Source organism: Ktedonobacter racemifer DSM 44963, from assembly GCF_000178855.1.
GTDB lineage: Bacteria > Chloroflexota > Ktedonobacteria > Ktedonobacterales > Ktedonobacteraceae > Ktedonobacter > Ktedonobacter racemifer.
Map to the genome: position 1 here is coordinate 1,871,911 of NZ_ADVG01000001.1, position 18,368 is coordinate 1,890,278.

Annotated in this window: 24 protein-coding genes; 8 read left to right on the forward strand and 16 right to left on the reverse strand. The window is 54.0% G+C overall.

All coding sequences use genetic code 11. The features are described 5' to 3' along the window. Positions 1 to 103: 103 nt before the first annotated feature. The 5 genes from rimI to KRAC_RS08220 all read right to left on the reverse strand — a co-directional run bounded on the left by rimI (position 104) and on the right by KRAC_RS08220 (position 3,444). Entirely contained in the window at positions 104 to 748 is a 645-nt protein-coding gene (rimI, locus tag KRAC_RS08200; RefSeq protein WP_007906001.1) for a ribosomal protein S18-alanine N-acetyltransferase, read from the reverse strand. A gap of 92 nt (positions 749 to 840) precedes the next feature. Then, a complete protein-coding gene (gene tsaB / locus KRAC_RS08205) occupies positions 841 to 1,644 on the reverse strand; it encodes a tRNA (adenosine(37)-N6)-threonylcarbamoyltransferase complex dimerization subunit type 1 TsaB (protein WP_007906003.1) in 804 nt (267 codons plus the stop codon). Further along, the gene (gene tsaE, locus KRAC_RS08210; RefSeq protein ID WP_211221257.1) at positions 1,625 to 2,188 is read right to left on the reverse strand and encodes a tRNA (adenosine(37)-N6)-threonylcarbamoyltransferase complex ATPase subunit type 1 TsaE; all 564 of its coding nucleotides are present in this window, start codon (positions 2,186 to 2,188) and stop codon (positions 1,625 to 1,627) included. The genes tsaB and tsaE overlap by 20 nt, the downstream gene beginning before the upstream one ends. Positions 2,189 to 2,436: 248 nt before the next feature. Continuing rightward, positions 2,437 to 2,970 (reverse strand): zinc ribbon domain-containing protein, encoded by a 534-nt coding sequence (locus tag KRAC_RS08215; protein WP_007906006.1) that lies wholly within the window; start codon positions 2,968 to 2,970, stop codon positions 2,437 to 2,439. A 93-nt stretch (positions 2,971 to 3,063) separates the two neighbouring features. After that, a complete protein-coding gene (locus KRAC_RS08220) occupies positions 3,064 to 3,444 on the reverse strand; it encodes a YraN family protein (RefSeq protein WP_007906008.1) in 381 nt (126 codons plus the stop codon). 167 nt (positions 3,445 to 3,611) lie between these two features. On the opposite strand from KRAC_RS08220, the gene KRAC_RS08225 reads away from it, so the two are divergent. The 4 genes from KRAC_RS08225 (at position 3,612) to ruvA (ending at position 6,494) form a co-directional block, all read left to right on the forward strand. Beyond that, complete coding sequence (locus KRAC_RS08225; protein ID WP_007906009.1) at positions 3,612 to 4,352, forward strand: alpha/beta fold hydrolase; 741 nt, start codon at positions 3,612 to 3,614, stop codon at positions 4,350 to 4,352. Between the two features lie 173 nt (positions 4,353 to 4,525). Beyond that, positions 4,526 to 5,287 (forward strand): YebC/PmpR family DNA-binding transcriptional regulator, encoded by a 762-nt coding sequence (locus tag KRAC_RS08230; RefSeq protein ID WP_007906012.1) that lies wholly within the window; start codon positions 4,526 to 4,528, stop codon positions 5,285 to 5,287. 29 nt (positions 5,288 to 5,316) lie between these two features. Then, the gene (gene ruvC, locus KRAC_RS08235; RefSeq protein WP_007906014.1) at positions 5,317 to 5,865 is read left to right on the forward strand and encodes a crossover junction endodeoxyribonuclease RuvC; all 549 of its coding nucleotides are present in this window, start codon (positions 5,317 to 5,319) and stop codon (positions 5,863 to 5,865) included. 38 nt (positions 5,866 to 5,903) lie between these two features. Then, positions 5,904 to 6,494, forward strand: a complete 591-nt coding sequence (gene ruvA / locus KRAC_RS08240) for a Holliday junction branch migration protein RuvA (protein ID WP_007906015.1) — start codon at positions 5,904 to 5,906, stop codon at positions 6,492 to 6,494. A 101-nt stretch (positions 6,495 to 6,595) separates the two neighbouring features. Here the strand turns inward: ruvA and KRAC_RS08245 are convergent, their stop codons facing one another. The 8 genes from KRAC_RS08245 to KRAC_RS75665 form a co-directional block, all read right to left on the reverse strand. Beyond that, complete coding sequence (locus KRAC_RS08245; RefSeq protein WP_007906016.1) at positions 6,596 to 7,537, reverse strand: GNAT family N-acetyltransferase; 942 nt, start codon at positions 7,535 to 7,537, stop codon at positions 6,596 to 6,598. Positions 7,538 to 7,676: 139 nt separating this feature from the next. Continuing rightward, positions 7,677 to 8,495 carry an RNA-guided endonuclease TnpB family protein gene (locus KRAC_RS08250; protein ID WP_083814558.1) on the reverse strand — a complete coding sequence of 273 codons (819 nt, stop codon included), beginning with the start codon at positions 8,493 to 8,495 and terminating at the stop codon, positions 7,677 to 7,679. 133 nt (positions 8,496 to 8,628) lie between these two features. After that, positions 8,629 to 10,080 carry an RNA-guided endonuclease TnpB family protein gene (locus KRAC_RS08255; RefSeq protein ID WP_040441717.1) on the reverse strand — a complete coding sequence of 484 codons (1,452 nt, stop codon included), beginning with the start codon at positions 10,078 to 10,080 and terminating at the stop codon, positions 8,629 to 8,631. Then, a complete protein-coding gene (locus tag KRAC_RS08260) occupies positions 10,049 to 10,657 on the reverse strand; it encodes an IS607 family transposase (protein ID WP_007904553.1) in 609 nt (202 codons plus the stop codon). The genes KRAC_RS08255 and KRAC_RS08260 overlap by 32 nt, the downstream gene beginning before the upstream one ends. Before the next feature lie 15 nt (positions 10,658 to 10,672). Next, a complete protein-coding gene (locus KRAC_RS70175) occupies positions 10,673 to 11,188 on the reverse strand; it encodes a hypothetical protein (RefSeq protein ID WP_040442144.1) in 516 nt (171 codons plus the stop codon). A gap of 46 nt (positions 11,189 to 11,234) precedes the next feature. Beyond that, positions 11,235 to 12,374, reverse strand: a complete 1,140-nt coding sequence (locus KRAC_RS08270) for a baseplate J/gp47 family protein (protein ID WP_007906017.1) — start codon at positions 12,372 to 12,374, stop codon at positions 11,235 to 11,237. Positions 12,375 to 12,679: 305 nt separating this feature from the next. Next, the gene (locus tag KRAC_RS08275) at positions 12,680 to 13,108 is read right to left on the reverse strand and encodes a hypothetical protein (RefSeq protein WP_007906019.1); all 429 of its coding nucleotides are present in this window, start codon (positions 13,106 to 13,108) and stop codon (positions 12,680 to 12,682) included. Beyond that, positions 13,108 to 13,455: a hypothetical protein gene (locus KRAC_RS75665; protein WP_244421980.1), complete on the reverse strand. Its 348-nt coding sequence runs from the start codon at positions 13,453 to 13,455 to the stop codon at positions 13,108 to 13,110. Before KRAC_RS75665 ends, KRAC_RS08275 begins: the two co-directional genes overlap by 1 nt. A 3-nt stretch (positions 13,456 to 13,458) precedes the next feature. On the opposite strand from KRAC_RS75665, the gene KRAC_RS08285 reads away from it, so the two are divergent. Next, positions 13,459 to 13,872 carry a helix-turn-helix domain-containing protein gene (locus KRAC_RS08285; protein WP_244421981.1) on the forward strand — a complete coding sequence of 138 codons (414 nt, stop codon included), beginning with the start codon at positions 13,459 to 13,461 and terminating at the stop codon, positions 13,870 to 13,872. Then, a complete protein-coding gene (locus tag KRAC_RS08290) occupies positions 13,872 to 14,486 on the forward strand; it encodes a transposase (RefSeq protein ID WP_007906021.1) in 615 nt (204 codons plus the stop codon). The genes KRAC_RS08285 and KRAC_RS08290 overlap by 1 nt, the downstream gene beginning before the upstream one ends. Here the strand turns inward: KRAC_RS08290 and KRAC_RS65550 are convergent. Continuing rightward, complete coding sequence (locus KRAC_RS65550; RefSeq protein ID WP_244421982.1) at positions 14,447 to 14,887, reverse strand: hypothetical protein; 441 nt, start codon at positions 14,885 to 14,887, stop codon at positions 14,447 to 14,449. The two genes, KRAC_RS08290 and KRAC_RS65550, sit on opposite strands and share 40 nt — an antisense overlap. Before the next feature lie 66 nt (positions 14,888 to 14,953). Between KRAC_RS65550 and KRAC_RS79355 the strand changes: the two genes are divergently transcribed. Then, positions 14,954 to 16,077, forward strand: a protein-coding gene (locus KRAC_RS79355; protein ID WP_420795783.1) for an IS630 family transposase whose coding sequence is annotated in 2 segments (ribosomal slippage) — positions 14,954 to 15,368 and positions 15,368 to 16,077 — 1,125 coding nt in all. Because the reading frame shifts where the segments join, the coding sequence is not laid out codon by codon here. Here KRAC_RS79355 and KRAC_RS08305 read toward each other — a convergent pair. Then, positions 16,047 to 16,646 (reverse strand): hypothetical protein, encoded by a 600-nt coding sequence (locus KRAC_RS08305; RefSeq protein WP_007906025.1) that lies wholly within the window; start codon positions 16,644 to 16,646, stop codon positions 16,047 to 16,049. The genes KRAC_RS79355 and KRAC_RS08305 overlap by 31 nt on opposite strands. Positions 16,647 to 16,707: 61 nt before the next feature. Further along, positions 16,708 to 17,202, reverse strand: coding sequence for a hypothetical protein (locus tag KRAC_RS08310; RefSeq protein WP_040442152.1), 495 nt, complete (start codon positions 17,200 to 17,202; stop codon positions 16,708 to 16,710). Between the two features lie 303 nt (positions 17,203 to 17,505). On the opposite strand from KRAC_RS08310, the gene KRAC_RS08315 reads away from it, so the two are divergent. After that, the gene (locus KRAC_RS08315; RefSeq protein ID WP_007906028.1) at positions 17,506 to 18,309 is read left to right on the forward strand and encodes a helix-turn-helix domain-containing protein; all 804 of its coding nucleotides are present in this window, start codon (positions 17,506 to 17,508) and stop codon (positions 18,307 to 18,309) included. The last annotated feature ends 59 nt before the right edge of the window (positions 18,310 to 18,368 follow it).

Consider the following 18,368-nt stretch of genomic DNA (forward strand, 5'->3'; position numbering starts at 1 on the left):
GGCGTGACGTCTCGCACCTGCGGTGTTCGTCAGTGGAGGTGTTTGTGTGGTATCTCCTGGCAACCTTCAGCTGCCAGGAGATACCACAACACCTCCACGAATACTATTGCATCTCTAGCTTATGATACAAATCTGCTTTTAAGGCCAGGAACTGCTGACGATAGGCGTCTGAATGAATCTCATCTGTCCACATGATAAGTGCATCTTCTTGATTATCACTGTAATAGCGATGGCGTACGCCTGCTTCTCGGAAGCCATATTTACGATAGAGGTTCTGCGCGGAATAATTTGAGACACGAACCTCAAGGGTCACCCACTTCGCACCAATCTCGTAGGCGATATCGATCAGGCTCGCCAGCAGCAGTTCGCCCAGGCCCCGGCGGCGAAAATCGGGATGCATAGCGATGGTTGTCACATGTGCTTCATCAACCATGAGCCAGAGACCCGCGAAGCCCAGGATGGACGCCAACTCTGGCACTGGCATAGATATCGCCGGGCGATTGGGCAACAATGAGAGCGGGAAGAGGCGATTCCGGCGTGGTTTCTCCTGATCCGCGGCTACAACCGTTGTTGTAGGCTCTCCATCTAGTAATTGTTTGTCACGCAACACAATATAATGCGCCCAACGATTGTCCTGAAGCTCTTTGCGATAGGCACTTGGTGGCCAGGTCGATGGATAAGCCAGGCGCTCTATTTCAATGACGCGCGGCACGTCTGCCATCGTCATTCGGTCAATGACGTAACGCACCCTTCTCCCTTTCTGTTCTCGCTACTACTTCTCCGAAACCCTGAGCGCGAAGCGCTAGTCACAAGAGTGACGTTGGGTTTCGGAATAAGAAGTCAGCCAGCTTGTGTGGCTTCACTCTCCGGTGGCGTCACGCCTGCGAGCAACGGTTGTTTGCGTGTGCTCTTCGTGATAGATGGACGCCGCAAATACAATGGTTCAAGCGTGAATGGATCGTCGCTCTGGCCCATGCGTAAACGCTGTAGCCCCAGCATAGCCAGTGTAGAGGCCCGGCGCGCTGACTCATGCGCTGTGGCGAAACGCCCCTGCGATCCCAGCAACGCCTGAAGCGCGACACGTGATGGCTGTTTCAGTTCGCCACAGAAGAGCCATGGTGGCGTCTCTGCGGTGGCCTCTGCCCCACCTGGCAAGCTCTCGCGCAGGTGTGCTACCAGAGCAGCAGGCTCCAACACGAGGTAATCGCCCTCACGCTCCAGGCGCCTCTGCACCTCGCCCTCGGGCGTAAGATCCTCCTGAGGGCGATAGCACGCGGCATACAATTCACCGCGCCCAGCCTCTAGAACGGCACAGAGAGGCCCTTGCCAGGCAGATTGCTGCGCGGCGACACTATCAAGGGTGGGAATGGCCAACAGGGGCTTTTGCAGAGAAAAAGCCAGCGCCTTCGCTGTCGAGACAGCAACGCGTACGCCATTAAAAGAACCCGGTCCGGCTGCGACGATCAGCGCATCGACCTGTGCCAACGTGGACTGACAATCTGCAAGCAAGCGCTGCATATTTTCCAGTAGTTCCACGCTGTGATTAGTGCCAGCGTTCCAGGTATATTCTCCAAGCAGCGCTTCTTCTGTACAAAGGGCGATGCTAGATTGTCGTGTAGAAGTATCAAAAGCCAGTAGAAGCATAAATTTGTTTCTGTAAATGTCGCAATAGCTCGCAATAGACTGTTCCAGTTGCGATGAACCGCAGGCGACGCTCCGTTTCATTGATAACCGATAGGTGGATTGCAAGGCGCTCTGGTAACCAGGAGATATCGGCATTCTCAGCCCATTCAATAACACAAACGCCCGAGCCTGAAAAATAGTCTTCAAAGCCCAGGTCGAGTATCTCATCGGGGTCTTCCAGCCGGTACAGATCAAAGTGATAGAGGGCCGGTCCTCTCTGCGAGGAAGCCGTAGACCACGAGCCACCAATCCGCTCAGACTGCGCACGTGGCTGTCCCGGATACTCTTTCAAAATCGTAAATGTGGGGCTACTAATAGTAGTGGTAATCCCCAGCCCCTTCGCCAGCCCCTGCGTAAAGGTCGTTTTCCCGGCACCTAGCTGCCCCTCAAACAAGAGCAGCTCCCCACCTCGCAATAAGGTACCCAGGGTACGACCAATCTGCTGCGTCTGCTGCGCGCTCCGGCTGACAAGTTCGAGTGTCTCTCTTGGCAAATGTTCAGTCACAACCAGACAACCTTCACCACAACGCAACGCCCCCAGCAACGAACAGAGGCGCTGCTCTTCTATCTCGTGGAAAATTTCATTTGACCATTGCCAGCTACGTGCCAGAAAATACGTTCCTCGCATGCATAGGGCAGAATGGTGAACTTATTATAGCATACCTTCGTGACGACTATGCGACCTCACCAGCCAGCAACTGCTCACGCGTTAATGATGCAATGCAGCAATCGATGGACAAGTAAGCGCCACACTTAGCGTAGTTTGGCCCCACAGGCGCGGCAATAGAGCGCATTGGGACGCACGACGCTCTTACAATTGGGACAAATCGTTTGCCCCTGCGCCGTCGGAGTATTGCCGGTCACTGGCTGATAGTTTGGCGCAACACTTGAAGCTGGGGGAGGCGTGCCAGGCTGTGGATTGGTGTTTGGATTCCCCTGGTTTGGAGAGGGGGGAGTGTAGTTGGTGGTCTGACCCGGGGCATACTGATCGGCCGGGTAGAGCTCTCTTTTTACCTCATCTAACTGCTCTTCGCGCCGCTTCACATCATGATCAAGCTCGATAATGCTCGCGCAGAGACGCGAGAGCTGGGAATCCGTCAAAGCCCCCTGCTGATACAAGTTCATGGCTGTAACGGTCAGGTCGTTCAAAAGCTGCTGGCGCTGCTCCAGCAGTTTATCAATCTCGCCTTGCTTGCCACGGACACGCATTTGTTTCTGCGCTTCCCAACCTGTGCGACTGACAGCGGTATTCAAGAAATTTTTTGCCGATTCAATAAAGTCACTCATCTCTGCCTCCAAAATCTGTGTCAGGTGTTCTTTTGGCCTGCACAACTGCTACATTGTATAGTATTTTCTTGATATCTGTCTATTTTTGCACGCCTACTCTTCTATTACCGCGTGCTGATAGAGCCGAATCTCTCTGGACGCCCCCCGCTCATTCAGATCAATCGCGACGACGTCTATGCGCCATGAACGCTCAGTAAGCCCGTGATGAGCCAGGTAGTATTGCGCGACCTGAATGAGTTTGTGCTGTTTGCGCTTATGCACAGCCTCTTCTGGCAAGCCATAGCTCCGTCCCCGGCGCGCCTTAACCTCTACAAATACGAGGTCTTCCCCCTCTTCCGCGATAATATCAATCTCGCCAAAGACACAACGAAAATTGCGTGCCACTATACGATAGCCACATTCCTGTAACCTGGCTACGGCCAGGTCTTCACCAAGCATACCCAGACTTCGCTGCACACTCTTTTTCTCTGGCACAACTCCTCCCAATCCTCTTTATGGCTCTACAAAGCTAGTACGAAGCACCAAGTGAAATGTTGTGTCGGGTTTATGGTGGCGTGCTGGTTGACGCCACCATAAACCCACTCTCATAGGATATGATAGAGATATTAGGACGTCTATTAAGGCAAGGAGGACTCACCCACATGCAGACAGTACCCAGGCCCCTGGTTTTCATCCATGGCTCAGGCGATAACGCCCAGATATGGGATACGCTACTGCCCTATTTTCAGCAGCAGGGGCAACACCCCGCCTACGCGCTCGATCTCCCCGGGCATGGCAAGCGGACAGATACACTGACCGCGACGGCAAGCGTTGCCGACTACGCCAGGGAGGTCGCCCATATCCTGAGCAATGAGCGACATCTCTCCTCGGCGATTATCATTGGGCACTCCCTGGGTGGGGCCATCGCGCTCACGCTTGCGTTAGAGTATCCACAGATGCTCTCAGGGCTGGTCTTGATCGGCAGTGGAGCGCGCCTACGCGTCCATCCTACCTTGTTAGAGGAGGCCCAACACCAGCCAGACAGGGCCGCAGAGCGACTAACGGCGCTGGCCCTGGCACCCAGCAGTAGCGCCAGTATGGTCCCTCGCCTTTTACAACAGAAAGGCGCCAATGATATGCAGATGCTCTACCGCGACCTGGTCGCCTGCAATAGCTTTGATGTCATGGAACACATCCCCGAGATCACGCTGCCAACCTGCCTACTCTGCGGCGAGGATGATCAGCTCACGCCTCCTAAGTATAGTCGTTATCTCCAGCAGCAACTTGCGCACGCATCTTTGCAGGTTCTGCCCGCCGCAGGACACTACGTCATGTGTGAGCAACCGGAGGCAACCTACCAGGTGCTCTCATTGTGGCTACAAGAAATCGAAGGTACTGCCTAGCTACGCGCTGTCTCCCAAGGGAGATACGCTAGCTCATCTCACCCCCTCGACGCTCTACGGCTGTTCGTGTTACAATAATCGAGCAGCACTTAAAACACGAGCGTGACCATATGCTTGAGGCATATTTACAACAATGTCACTCGTATAATAAGATCAAATTAGGGAGCAACGATATGTCAGGTCATTCTAAATGGGCGCAGATTCGCCGCTCAAAAGGCGTCAACGATGCACGCCGTGGTCAACTCTTCACCCGCCTGGGACGCGAAATCGTTGTTGCCGTACGTGAGGGTGGAAGCGGTGATACAGCAGCAAACTTCCGCCTGCGCATGGCAGTTCAGCGTGCTCGCGACGCCAATATGCCACTCGATAATATTGAGCGCACGATTAAGCGCGCGCTGGGTGGCGCCGAGGGACCCAGCCTGGAAGAGATCACCTACGAAGGGTATGGTCCTGGCGGCACCGCCATCCTGGTTCAGACCATGACCGAAAATCGCAACCGCACCGTTGCCGAGGTCCGTAACGCCTTTAACCGTAACGCCGGCAACATGGGTGAAAATGGGTGCGTTGACTGGCTCTTTGAGCTCAAAGGCATTATTGAGATTGAGCTGGCGGGCAAAGACCCCGATGAACTCTCGCTCGAAGCGCTCGACCTGGGCGCCGATGATGTAGAGCCGGTCGCGGCCGATAGTGAGACACTCACCATCTATACCGACCCCTCTGAGTTGGAGAGCATGCGGAAGGCGCTGGAGGAGAAGGGCTACACCATCGTCAAGGCCGAGACCTCGATGGTGCCGAAGACCAAGGCCGAGATCACAGACGAGAAACAGGCTCACCAGTTAATGCGCCTGATTGATAAGCTCGAGGACCTGGACGATGTCCAGGGTGTCCATACGAACGCTGACTTCCCTGAGGAGTTCGCGGCCTCGTATCAGTAGGCGCACAAAAAGAAAAAGGAAGCAGCCTCATGGATACCGTACGCGATCAAGCATCAGCAATTCGTCCGCGCATCGCGCTGGGTATCGACCCGGGCACCGCCATTGTAGGGTATGCGGTAGTGATGGCTCAGGGAAGTAACTTGAGCTTACTGGCCTGTGATGTCATCACTACCCCGGCCAAAACACCGCTCGCACAGCGCCTTCAGACGATCTATGCCGAACTCAGCAACATTATTGCCACCTTTAAGCCTCAGGAAGCCGCCATTGAAGAGCTCTTCTTCGCCAAAAATGCCCGGACCGCGATGACGGTAGGGCATGCACGCGGCGTCGCCATGCTGGCTCTGGCGAATGGTGGGCTCACTGTCGCTGAATATAAGCCCAAACAAGTCAAACAGGCTGTTACCGGCTATGGGGACGCCAACAAGGACCAGGTAGGCGAAATGGTGCGCATTTTACTCAAGCTGACCGCAGTTCCCAAGCCCGATGACGCCGCTGACGCCGCCGCCATCGCTATTTGCCATCTGCATACCCTGCCCCTGGCCAGAAACTTTGCGAGCTACACGAGCTACCAGCGCTAGTAACCGCTTTCTAGCTTGTGAGACGGAATAGTAAAATAATGATTACAAGTATTCATGGAATATTGCAAACTTGCCACCCCGATCACGTCACTGTACGTGTGGGTGGTTTTGGCATCCAGGTCTTCGCGCCAGCCACCACCATTAGTGGCCTGGGTGAAACTGGCACCGAGGTAGAGCTACATACGCATTTTCATATGCGCGAGGATGGGATCGCGCTCTACGGCTTCGCGACCGAGATGGATCGCGACGCTTTTGAGCAACTCATCGCCGTCAACGGGGTTGGCCCACGCGTAGCCCTCTCGCTGCTCTCGGTGATGGATGCGCCCGCTCTCTATAAAGCCATCGCCGATGAGGATCAGCAGCGCCTGGGACTCGCCAAGGGCGTTGGCAAACGCCTCGCCGCGCAGCTCATACTCGCGCTCAAGGGCAAGCTACCATCTATTGTCCCCGCTGGCACGATCAGCGGTGTCCCTTCGGGCAAGCTTCAGACCGAGGTGCTGGAGGCCTTGATGGGACTTGGCTTCTCAAGCGCGGAAGCCCAGGCAGCCATTGCGAAAATCCCTCAGGAGCAGGCCATGACCCTCGAACAGCAGGTGACCTACGCCCTACGCACCTTCTCTCGCTCATGAGGCAAAAGCGCCTGACAGGCCTCGCGTCAGGCGCGCAATCGGTTCCACAATTCGCTTTGCAAAGAGACGGTCGCCGTGAATCAGCATTCATCCAGGGACTTTTACCGCGTTAAGATGCGTTCAGCTTCGATATAGGTTGGACCTGCCTCGATAAACCCCAGGCGATGGTAGAGGTTGACCGCTGGAATGTTGAGGGTAATATTGAGCAGCACCGTTGCATAGTCCATCTCGCGCAGGCGGCGAATACATCGCACGCCCAGGTACTGCCCCAGGCCGATGTGCCGAAAGGCGGGAGCCACCACCATATGCCGGATGCGGGGCACACCCCGCTCTAGATGCACCAGAACGGCGCCCGCCAGGTGAAAACGGTCCAGGCTATGCTCAACGACAAAACAACACTCAGGCATAAATGGGCCAAAGGCGCCTTCTTGTAGGGCTCGCGCCTCCGCGCGCCACTCTCCCAGATCGGCATGGACATTGTCGGGGCCACCCGCATACGCACGCTGCAACAAGATGCCTAGCTGCTCCACATCACCCGGAGTAATTTCACGGACACGCAAGGAGGCAGGCAAGGGAAATAGGGGCATTGTAAGCTGGGTCGAGGCCACCATCACGGTGCGCCGGCGTAGTTCACGAAAATTGGCGGCGGCAAAGGAGGCGGTATAAGCCGCGGGATAGGTAGCCTTAATATAGCGTACGCCCAGGGCAGCCGCGCGCACCTGCGCCTCAGCCACCACCTGGGCCGCAACACTCCCACCCGCGTCAAAGAGCAAGACAAAACCATCTAGAACGGCGGTCTTCTCCTCCTCGTCTTCAGCCACATAGAAGCGTAAGCGACCAATGGGCCTCTCGCCCTGCCAGAGGAGATAGCGCTGAGCCTGCTTTTTCGGCGGCTCACTGCGATACCGCTCGATTTGCGCCTCCTCCATTTCAAAGTGCAGCTGGTCCGCGCTCTGCCGGGTAACCGACACCCAGGTCTCGGCATCTTGTGGCAGTGCCTGGCGCCATTCGACAGAGTTACGCATCACGTCAGAATCAAGCATCGGTAGACCTCCAACAGCGAGGAACTATAGGAGAGCAGGTCCCCTTTCTTGCCAATCTGAAAAGCTTAGGTTATAGTTCCAAATAACAGAGCGTTTTGTATCAAAAGAGAGCGTCCCATTGACTGCTTACTTTCGTCACTCAACCTCTGCTCTTTGGCTTCGTGAGGGGAACGACAATCCTCACTGGATGGACTACCAGGGATGCAAACATCCCTTTACCATCCTCTACCCCCTTTGACCCGAAGGCGTCAGGGGCTACTTTTCGTATGATATTGCCAGCGCCGTTCACGTCAGCATTAAGTCTACGTCCATCAGACGCACGATAGAGTCCACGCTTGACACGCTTGCCGCTAAAAGTGTGCTCTTCATTGTTATTATTCGGATCATGAACTGGTAACGGGTCCAGGTCAAGCAGACTGGCTTTCGACGTGTAAGATTCTTCCGTGATTATAACACTAATACCGACCAGGCGCGCTTTGTAGATCAACATGTCGATAAAGCGAGCATGCGGAATCTGAACAAAGTGTTGATTGTTCCGCTTGCCCATATTCGCCTCTTGCTTCCAGCCATCATTCTTGCCGATGCACAACACCCCGATCTGTTCTTTCACGAGTAGGTCAATAATCCGTTTACTGGTGGTGTGTATGTAGTGGTCGATACGCCGGTTCCTTTTGTTCGCTATCCGCTCCATACGCCTGGTTGTACCTGTATGACCGAGCTTGCTCTGAAGGTCTGCCTTGCGCTTGTTATAGAATTGGTTCACGCTTTTCACTGGACGCCCGTTAACAAGGACTGGTCGAAAGCCAGGTTTGTTTGAAGTTAGCGCTCCCAGATTATTGATGCCAATATCTATGCCAGCATAGTAGGCAGGGTTCACATCAGCCTGCTTGACTTCCTTCTTGTACACGACCTCAACGACATAAAAGCCGTTGCGAGGAACAATACGGACTTGATTGATAGTTGATCAAAGCATAACCATCTATTACATTGATTATCCTTCTCACTTTAACCTACGCCTGTTTACCAAACAGCGGACTAGGCGGGAGGATGCACTACGAGCATCCTATGCACCTCTCTCTACTGAGAGATGCTCACTCGTGAGATGATTCCAGGAACATCTCTGGGGGATCCCAGAAGCTCAACTGGACGGGAGGCCCGGCATCCTGGATCCTCTGCTGATTCTGCTGTTTCCACGCTTCATGCCGCGTCATGAGGAGCGCCTTGACCTCCGAGGTCGAGCGACATGCCGCCAGTTTCCGATCCCCCCAGCGTCCCGCGAGCGTCTGTGCGGCTTTGCGGTCGGCCTGGTCTGCGTAACCACAGACCAGGCACTTGAAGGTTTTCTGGTTCGGCCGATTAGCGCGATCGACATAATGGCAGCGGGGGCATTCCTGAGAGGAATAGGCGGCTCGGACCGTGTGGGCTGCCATGCCCTGTTTGGCGGCGGCCCAGGCCAGCTGCTCTGGGATATGCCCCAGGTGAGAAGCATACAGATAACTGTTCATCACCCTTGCTTTGAAGCGCATCGAGGCCACATTGAGGTCCTCATAAATGAGTCTGGCATCTCGATGATCTTTGACCAACGCATTGACCGCCCGGTTGATCTCTTGCTTGACGTGACGGCTCAAGCGTTGCGACGTTTCAGAACTTGTCGAAGGAAGCTTGCCCTTTGGGACGCCTTTCTTTTCCAGACAGGCTCGCAGTTTCGCCTTGCGGCGACGCTTTTCCCGATCGTGCTTGTGCTGTCGGGCCATCTTGCCATGAAAACTGCCATACGCTTTATTGGTGGAGGTCGTGAGGAAATGGGCAATGCCCACATCGACGCCTACTGTAGGGGCGTCAGGCTTGGTTTGAAGAGGAACGTCCTCGTCAAAGGAGAGCGTCAGCCACCAGACTCCATTGCGCTTGTGAAGTGTTGTGGATGCATTGAGCGTGCGGCCTTCGAGTGCTCGTTTGTGATAGGAGGCGAGTTTGACTGGGACTCGAAGCGGATTCCCGACATCTAAGGTGGACACGCGCAGCCAGTAGTCGAACGTGGAGTCCTCCGACTTCTCGAGCACCACCACGTTGACATTGGCTTGGATGACTGGCACACGCAGCACAGGGAGATCCCATTCGGTCCAGGTCGGTTCGCGGCGTTTGAAGGCGGACATCCGGCCTTCCGCCTGAGCCTTGGCCTGAGCGTAATCAGCCACATCTTCCAGGTATGCCTGATAGGCGTTCGCTCGATTCGTGCGAACGCTTTTGGCAATGCCTGCGGCTTGCTGTATTGCCACTCGATGCAAGCGGTCGGAAAGATCGGTTTTGAAGACGGTTTCTTGGTACTTGTCCGGGCTTGTCTCGGCCTCGCAAAACAGGGTGGTGTACTGTTGGCACAGCGGCAAGTAAACCGCCACAAGCTGATCGAGCGCCTCAAGTTTGCCAGGATTGGCCTCAATGAGACGGATATGGGTCACCGCTCGAGTGATGGTCTGCTTCGTCTTCTTTTTGCGCTTGCGCTTTTTTTTCTCATCAAGCGAGGCTTTTTGGGGCTTCTTGCTCACGGGCGGGTCCATTCTGCTGCAAAGCCGCTAGCACTTGTTCCGTCTTGCGTTTGGCTTGTCTGCGACCATAAAGACGAGCGCAAAACGAGGGAATGATGCTGATAAAATCGCCCATGAGATCATCTTCGGCGGTATCAGCGGTGTTGACGATGACCAGTTTCCGTCCTTGCATAGCCAACAAGGTCTGAATATAGGCCACGCCAAAGCGAGAAGCGCGATCTTTGTGTTCAACCACGATCTGCCCGATTTTGGGATCTGCCAGCAGCGCCAGAAACTTGGGCCGCTGATCGTTGATGCCACTGCCGCACTCTTTGACGACTTTGCTGACCGACCAGCCTTGGGCATTGCACCAGGTCACCAGCCGCTCGGCTTGCCTTTCCAGGTTGTCTTTGTTTTCGCTGCTTGAAACACGAGCATACACAGCGACGGCGTGGACCGGAACCGAGCGAAGCTCTGGCGGATCAATGATCACGGTGCCGGTGGGCAATTGATAGCCGGGAATCTGGCCGCGTTTCCACATACGCCAGGCGCTGTTATAACTGATCCCAATCTTCTTGGCATAACTCGATAACTTCATACATCCAAGTTTACTCTATCTGCTTGAGATATGCAAGAGATGATGATACTTTGTGATGGTTGCTTGTACAAAATGGATACCTTTTTGTTTCGTTTGCACCTCGATGGGAAGCATGGAGGGTTGCACGAGTCCACGTTGCAAGCCTCCTTTGTTTATGGCCTGGATGGTGTACACCAGGATGTTACGACCCTCCGTCTTGTGTTTGTACTTCGGGAGCTTTGGACGCCCCAAGAACTTGGAAGAATCTTCCTTGTAGGCTTCCAGACCCTCAAAGAAGCTTTTCCAGTTACGAGCCAGCGCCATCAGGATTTGTTGGCTGACCTTTGCCGGTAAGGCTTTGTACGCCTCATGTGATTGCATTCTCCGTTGCACCTCTTCGTAATGGAGGTACACCCCTCCGTGAATGAAGGATTGACGTATCTCGTACAAGGCCGCGTTGTACAGGTTCTTCGACTTGAACGCCGCTTCATCAATGATAGCATACCGTGGATCACGCTTGTCAATCACATGTTGCTCAACAAGCCGCATCATTTTCACCTCCCTGCTGTCCTTGTTTCTCTGCTACTTGTTTCTTCCCTCAATAAGCAATGAACAACAAACGGATATGCTCAACATCTGGAAGCGCAGCGATGTTGGAGAAGGACACCGATTGCACGCCTGCATGTGCTAATAGGAGACTCTTAGCCTGGGCCTGGCTTTTGTCTGCAATGTTGGCCTTCATGTGCTCTTGCTCAGCCTGGGAGAACTGACAGACCCACCTACTTGTCCCAGTCGCCTGGATGGTTGTCGTCCCCTGTGCAATGGTGGTGATGTGGACCTCTCCGCTCGGTGTGTATCTAGTTCCTAATTGCTGCCTCGCCTGGGTGGTAAGTGCATACTTGAGCAGAATTTGCATGGCTTGCGTCTGATAGACCATGCCTGTACAGGTCTCGTCAAGCGTGATCTGCACGCTTGCGGCTTCCTCTCCTGACTTATGATCAGCGCTCGTCTTCTGTTGGCAGTACAACGGTGTAATCAGTGTTTCGGTGCTCTGGACTTGCGTTTGTAAGGCTGCGGTGGTGCTCTGCTCAAGGCTAGCTTTCAGGCTTGCGCCTGCTGCATCTATATCGTGTTGGGTCACGCTCTGATAGTCGCGTGCATCCTGTCCTCCAGCAAAGACGCCATTCACAGCGGAGATATTGACACGGCAACAGGGGCCATAGATCGCGCCTGCCTTGAGGTTGCCTGCTGGACCTGCTATCGTCGCGTGCGCGCTGATGCTGGCCTGTCCGAGTGTGGGATATTTGACCGCGCTTACGGTCACATCCTGGTCTGTGACTACCTGGACTCCATTAGCAGCGTTGACAAGGGTTCCTGCTGGGATGGTCTGCGCAAAGGTCGCGCTATTGTAAAACGTGACGTATCCGTGAGCTGCCTGGGCATCCTGATGGGCTTTCCCGGTCGTGGCAATAGTGCGCGCCTGACTCATGGTCACGGTGGGAAGCAGCCTTCCTGGGACCTGGTGGTTCTGGTCCGTGCTCCCTATGTTTACTATCAAGCGGGTTTCTATTGTGCGTGTGACGGGAACCAGTGTGACCGTCGTGGTCGCCGTCCAAAGTGGCAACACATACAGCAGGATGCCAACAAGCATCGCACACGCGCAGATCACGAAGCTGACAAACGCGAGCGGGCGCATGTGCTGTCTTGCCCACGCTCGCAGTGACGTCTCTCGTGGCACTGGTTCCTCCTGATCGATGGATGGATGGAAGACTGTCAACAGTGTTGGCTGGCTGCTCTGCCTCTGGCTCCTCCTTGGGGTATATGTGGATCTCAACGTCATACATACGGCATTCGTGATCATACTGCTGGTTGGTTTCGATAGGTGGGATGTCGTCCGTTGTGCGCGTCTGTTGCTGCTGTTCCTGGTCAAGCTCGCGGAGAAGCTGTTCCAGGTCGTGGTGCATCTGTTCGTCTTGCATAGGGATTCCCTCCAACAGGCAGGAACGGGAAGAGTCGACTATGATGGGACTCTTCCCAAAAACATTACGCATCGTTGGTGCTGCTTTCCCACGGCGCTCGACAGGTATCGAGGGGACCAGCGCAAAAGGCGACGTAGAACAGGACCTCTTTGTTGAGTTGGTCAAGCTGGTCAAAGAAGCTTTCAGGGGTGGTGCCACGCCAACGGATGACGAGATAGCCGTCTCCGGAGGTGTTCATCTTGCCGTAGGAAACCAGCACTGCTGGGATCGGGCGTTCTGCTTGAAACCTCGTTTGAAAGTTGAGAGCAAGAGTAGCGGTGATGATCTCGATGCAGCAGATCACCACGTATTCATCCTCTCCGCTGAAGGTGACACCCAGCAAGTCGTTGACGCGTTGGGTGAGCATCCGCAGGGTGCGGCATGGTCCTCTGGGGTCGCTCTCCTGCGGACGCTGTGGCTGCATGGCTTGGGGAGGGTATGCTGATGGAACCATCACGGCTTCACCTCTTTCATGGGGGTGGGGCGAAACACATCGTTGTCGTTCTTGTAGGCGATGCTCTGCTCACCGAGCGTGACGATCATGTCGGGCTTGCCGTCTCCATCCAGGTCTTGGAAGGTGACTTGTGCCGGGGTTAGGTCTTGCCCCTGTCCCACCAACGCGATCCCGGTCTTGTACACATGGGTCTTGCCTAGTGCATTCTGACGAAAGGTCATAGGAAATGTGGTATCATAGAGGGCATGAAAGCCCCCATTTTTATTCGACCACTGACCAAAGACGAACACAGCCAGATCCAGGCGGGGTTGCGTTCGTCCAATGCCTTCGTGTTGCGACGCAGCCAAATATTGCTCGCGTCTGCCCGTGGGGAGCGCGCCCCCGCTATCGCCAAGTATCTGGGCTGCGACGACCAGACCGTTCGCAATGCGATCAAAGGCTTCAATATAGCTGGACTCACCGTGCTCAAAGAGGGGTCTTCGCGTCCCCATCGACTCCGAACGACCTTCACCATCGAAGCGGCCGAGCGGTTGAAAGCGCTCTTGCACCGCAGCCCCCACGACTTTGGACTCGACCGTGGCCTGTGGACCTTGGAACTGGCGGCCAAGATCAGTTTCGAGCAGGGCATTATTCCCCACAAAACGTCGGTGGCGAGCGTGCGCCGAGCGCTCCAAAGCTTAGGGACCAATTGGAAGCGTGCCAAACACTGGATTACCAGCCCCGACCCCCAGTACCAGCAAAAAAAAACGCACGCGATCGGCTGATGGCCTGGGCGAGCACCCAACCAGGCTGGGTCATCGGGTTTGTGGACGAGGTGTGGTGGAGCAGGTTCGCTCTTCCTCGTCTGTCCGCCTGGCAAGGGAAAGATCAACCCGTGCGCTTGGTGGAACAGACGTGGCAAAAAGGTGATCCTGATCCCAAAGCTCTCGCCTGTTATGGAGTATTGTGGCAACAGGGACCGATCGATGATCCGATTCGCAAACAGATGTCGCTGCGCTTCGTGACCGGACGCCCCGTCAGCGCCATCACCACCCAATTTCTGGAGTGGTGTTGCACTCGACTGCAAGCTCAAAACAAGACTTCTTGGCTGCTGATCTGGGATAATGCCTCCTTTCACGTGAGCAAGATGGTGCGGACCTGGATCAGAGAGCACAACAGCCTGGTCAAAGCCGAGGGCAAGGGCGTGCGTATTCTGCCTTTGTTTCTGCCCACGAAAAGCCCTTGGCTCAATCCCATTGAGCCCAAATGGGTCCATGCCAAACGCAATGTAGTCGAACATGATGGGCTGCTTACCGCCAAACAGCTTGCCGCACGAGTCTGTGCCTACTTTGGATGTTCCTATGAGCCACATCTTGTTCTTTCCGAAAAGGTTTCGTAATTATGCACTAGGTCACCTGCTGGCAGTTCAATGACGGTAATCTGACCATGCAGATTGAGCACGATGAAGTGCGATGGGGTCGCGCTCGTATCGTGGTTGTGGCCGACTACGGCGTCAGTTTGGTACGTTCGGGGACGGCCATAATGCACATCATCTTGCCAGGTCTGCCAGCCCTGACTCAAGGCTCCAATGCCAAGCCATCCCCCAACCATCAATACGCCTGCCAGTCCGACATAGGCAGGCCAGCGGGGAAGGGCAAACCGCCAAGACGTGCCAACAGGCAAGGGCGACGGTTGATGGAGCGGGCGCTGTTGCCTGGGTTGGTCATGAACATGCACACGGACCCGGCGCGGTGCCTGCGCGTCTGTCCTGTCTGGCTGATAGCTATTTTGGCGTACCACACTAGTGATTAGTCCAAATTGGAATTGACAGGAGTGAGATACTGATGGAAAAGCAAGGAGCCCGCCATGAAGCATCCCATTCCCGTCGCGTTGTCCGAATCCGATCGCGCCTCGCTGCAAACCTTCATCCATGCAGGCAAAGCCAATGCTCGCACGTTTACCCGGGCACGCGTCTTGCTCAAAGCTGCTGAAGGCTGGACCGACCAACAGATCTGTGACGCCTTCGATATCAGCCGCAATACCTCCATTCGTGTTCGACAGTTGTACCTACAAGGAGGACTCGAAGCGGTTCTGCACGACAAGCGGCAGCAGCGCCATCGGCAGGCACTCACGGGAGGACAAGCCGCCCATTTGATTGCCATTGCGTGCAGTCCAGTTCCTGATGGACATGACCATTGGACGCTGCGCTTGCTGGCAGGCAAAGTCGTTGAACTGGGCTTTGTCGAATCGATCTCGCCAGAAACCATTCGCCAGCTCCTGAAAAAAACGAACTCAAACCCTGGCAACACGAGCACTGGTGCATTCCAACGGTAGGAGCCGAGTTTGTCGCGGCCATGGAAGACGTCCTCGATCTGTACGAGGAAGACTACGATCCACGCTATCCAACCGTTTGTTTTGACGAGAAACTGGTGGCCCCAGAGGCCGACGTGCGGCCTCCTCTGCCGATGGAACCAGGGCACGTTGAACGCATCGATTATGAGTATGAGCGTTTGGGCACCGCCAATTTGTTTTTCTTTGTCGAGCCGCTTGCGGGCTGGCGTCACGTCGAGATGACCCAGCGGCGGACGAAGATTGATTATGCGCACTGCATCCGATGGTTGGTCGATGAGGTCTATCCGCACGCCGAGTACATTCGCCTCGTGCAGGATAATCTTAATACCCATACCGCAGCGGCTCTCTACGAAGCCTTTGAGCCCGCAGAGGCCAGGCGCATTTTGCAGCGGGTGGAGTTTCATTACACGCCCAAACATGGAAGTTGGCTCAACATGGCAGAAATTGAGATCGGTATCTTTGCTCGTGGCTGCCTCTCGCGTCGAGTGCGAAGTCTGACGGAGTTGCGCCAGCGCATCGCGACATTGCAGGCAGAGCGCAATGCTCTGCGTTGTACCATTTCGTGGCGGTTTACCTGCAACGATGCTCGGGACACGCTCCATGATCTCTATCCTGCCATCAATAACAAACTGGACTGACTACTAGTATGAGTGCGTGCCTCATCCAAGGTGTCTTCGTCGAATTGGTCCTGGGTGTCTCTTGTCTCTGTCGGTACCCTGGTCACACGCTTGATACGTGTGGGTGTGTGCTCTGTGTCCAGAGTTGGACGATAGCGAGAAGGGGGCATTAGCGTTCCTCCCTTTCGTTGCGTGCGAGTTTGGTGGTGTTGGCTTGCTCGTCTCGCTTGCGCATGACGTACTGATACAACTCCTCGTTCCAGCCACACATAGCCATAGCGCCAGAGAGCCGAGTGCCAAGTATCGTACATCGCCCATTGCAACATCTTCTCGACATCCTGGGCGACAATCTCGCGCTTTTCAAACGAGAGGGCGATAAATTCGCACCGTCCTGATTGCACGCCATGATGGAAGGTGGGATCAGCACAGATCAGGATGGTATCAATGCCTGCTGGTTTCGTCTCGCCTGTCAGCCTGGGAGTGTCTTCTGGGTGGATACCATACGAGGTACCAACGCGCTGGCGTGACGCACTTTGCTGCGGTGTTTCTCCAGAGAGGTGAGAGATGTTGCCCGTTCTCTTCTGCTTCATGCGTTTGCTCCTCTGGCTTCCTCTTGTTACGTACGAGCAACAAGAGGAAACGTTTTTCCAGCTAGAGATGCTTCCCTGCGACGTGATCAGTTGCTTCTTGTGGAGTCAGAAGACCGTCGTTGATGTAGCGAGTAACTTCAGCGATGTTCTCCTGATCCTCGTGACAGGGACACGATGGAACAAAACAAAACGGGCTGGTCACTCTATGACGTTGGGTGTCATTGGAGATCACCGGAAGGAAATTCTCCCCATAAGTAGCGGGCTCTTCGCAACGTCTGCCAGGAGAGACAGAGCGAGGAGGTTGAGGAGAAGCGGTTTCCAGCAAGGCCTTCACCCATCCGATGACCCAGCCAGTACTCTCGCTGGTGGAATCGGGAAAGGCGAGCAGGCGGTGGACCATGTGTTCATACAGGTCATATTCGTTCAACGGGGCGTGCGCATCTTGATAGGCCTGATAGCCTGCCTGCACACCACGAAAGAAAGCAATATTCGAAACGGTGACTGGCGCATCCATCGGGTGGCCTGAGCGTAAATCCATTGAGGCTCGTTGTGACATATGACATCATCTCTTTCTTGACTGCGGAGCCTCGATGCGCTATGCTGAGCAGAGAGAACTCCGGGACTTAGCAAAGGTTTTTGTGTTCTCACTCACTGGCTCTCGTCTGACATACGGGAGTCAGTTTTTCTTGTGCGTGATCACCTGCTTTCTTTACAGTGAGACCGAAATCTTTTTTCGACACATAAAATATCATAATTGACACTTGAAACTTGACACATTAAGCATAGCAGATAAATGTTTCAAATGTCAAGTGTCAATCATGTGTGTTATAATGAGCAAACAAACTTGTAGGGGGATTCAATGAGTGATCAGTATTATACATTGGGTGAAGTTCAAAAACTTCTCAAAAAATCTCGTTCAACGGTTCTAAGAGAGGCAAAATCTGGATTAATTCCATCTGAACTTGAAGAAGGTAAAACTAAAGGTAGACTTTACCCTAAAGATGCAATAGATGCGCTAGTGGAAATACAAAAAAAGAAGGACAAAGCCAAACAAATACCTCGTCTTATTTTTTCACCTTCAACTCCCAATGATTTATGGTCAGAGGTAACCATAGGCAGAAACTTATACGGAGAGGACGATATTGTACCTTATAAGCGCCTTCTTGAATGGCGAGAAGTGAATGATGAAATATTTATGAGCCTAAAGGATAGTGGCAAGGTAGTCGGCTACTCTTCGCTTATGCCTCTTGAAGAGAGTGTTCTCATTGCTCTTATCGAAGATAAAATTCGAGAAAAAGATATACCTCTTGAGGCTATTAAACAATGGACAGATCCACAACTGTCTGTTTATGTATCAAGCATCACCGTAAAGCCATCTGGAAATCTTGCGAGAGATAAAGAGAAAGGAGGGCTACTTATCCGGCATACTGTGAAATGGGCCTTATCCTTAAATCGCCAAGCAGATATAAAAAACTGGTATGGCATAGGGGCAACAAATGATGGGCAACATCTTTTTGAGAGTCTAGGTTTTACCGAAATACGCTCTTTGTACAATGGCGAACGAAAGGGATATTACCTAGAGGATGTGAAGACACCAGTAAAGCTCTTTAGCCTTCTACTCAAAGGAAACAAATCAGCCAATCCAGAAAAACAAAATGCATGACAATGACATTTGAAATTTGATATGCTACAATAGCCAACAATTGAATTGTTGAGTATCAA

What these genes read in the sequence shown, in the direction of transcription:
- tsaB (WP_007906003.1), bottom strand. Translation starts at nt 1,644, where the DNA reads ATGCTTCTACTGGCTTTTGATACTTCTACACGACAATCTAGCATCGCC.
- KRAC_RS08215 (WP_007906006.1), bottom strand. Translation starts at nt 2,970, where the DNA reads ATGAGTGACTTTATTGAATCGGCAAAAAATTTCTTGAATACCGCTGTC.
- KRAC_RS08225 (WP_007906009.1), top strand. Translation starts at nt 3,612, where the DNA reads ATGCAGACAGTACCCAGGCCCCTGGTTTTCATCCATGGCTCAGGCGAT.
- KRAC_RS08230 (WP_007906012.1), top strand. Translation starts at nt 4,526, where the DNA reads ATGTCAGGTCATTCTAAATGGGCGCAGATTCGCCGCTCAAAAGGCGTC.
- ruvC (WP_007906014.1), top strand. Translation starts at nt 5,317, where the DNA reads ATGGATACCGTACGCGATCAAGCATCAGCAATTCGTCCGCGCATCGCG.
- ruvA (WP_007906015.1), top strand. Translation starts at nt 5,904, where the DNA reads ATGATTACAAGTATTCATGGAATATTGCAAACTTGCCACCCCGATCAC.
- KRAC_RS08245 (WP_007906016.1), bottom strand. Translation starts at nt 7,537, where the DNA reads ATGCTTGATTCTGACGTGATGCGTAACTCTGTCGAATGGCGCCAGGCA.
- KRAC_RS08260 (WP_007904553.1), bottom strand. Translation starts at nt 10,657, where the DNA reads ATGAAGTTATCGAGTTATGCCAAGAAGATTGGGATCAGTTATAACAGC.
- KRAC_RS70175 (WP_040442144.1), bottom strand. Translation starts at nt 11,188, where the DNA reads ATGATGCGGCTTGTTGAGCAACATGTGATTGACAAGCGTGATCCACGG.
- KRAC_RS08275 (WP_007906019.1), bottom strand. Translation starts at nt 13,108, where the DNA reads ATGGTTCCATCAGCATACCCTCCCCAAGCCATGCAGCCACAGCGTCCG.
- KRAC_RS08290 (WP_007906021.1), top strand. Translation starts at nt 13,872, where the DNA reads ATGGCCTGGGCGAGCACCCAACCAGGCTGGGTCATCGGGTTTGTGGAC.
- KRAC_RS08305 (WP_007906025.1), bottom strand. Translation starts at nt 16,646, where the DNA reads ATGAAGCAGAAGAGAACGGGCAACATCTCTCACCTCTCTGGAGAAACA.
- KRAC_RS08310 (WP_040442152.1), bottom strand. Translation starts at nt 17,202, where the DNA reads ATGTCACAACGAGCCTCAATGGATTTACGCTCAGGCCACCCGATGGAT.
- KRAC_RS08315 (WP_007906028.1), top strand. Translation starts at nt 17,506, where the DNA reads ATGAGTGATCAGTATTATACATTGGGTGAAGTTCAAAAACTTCTCAAA.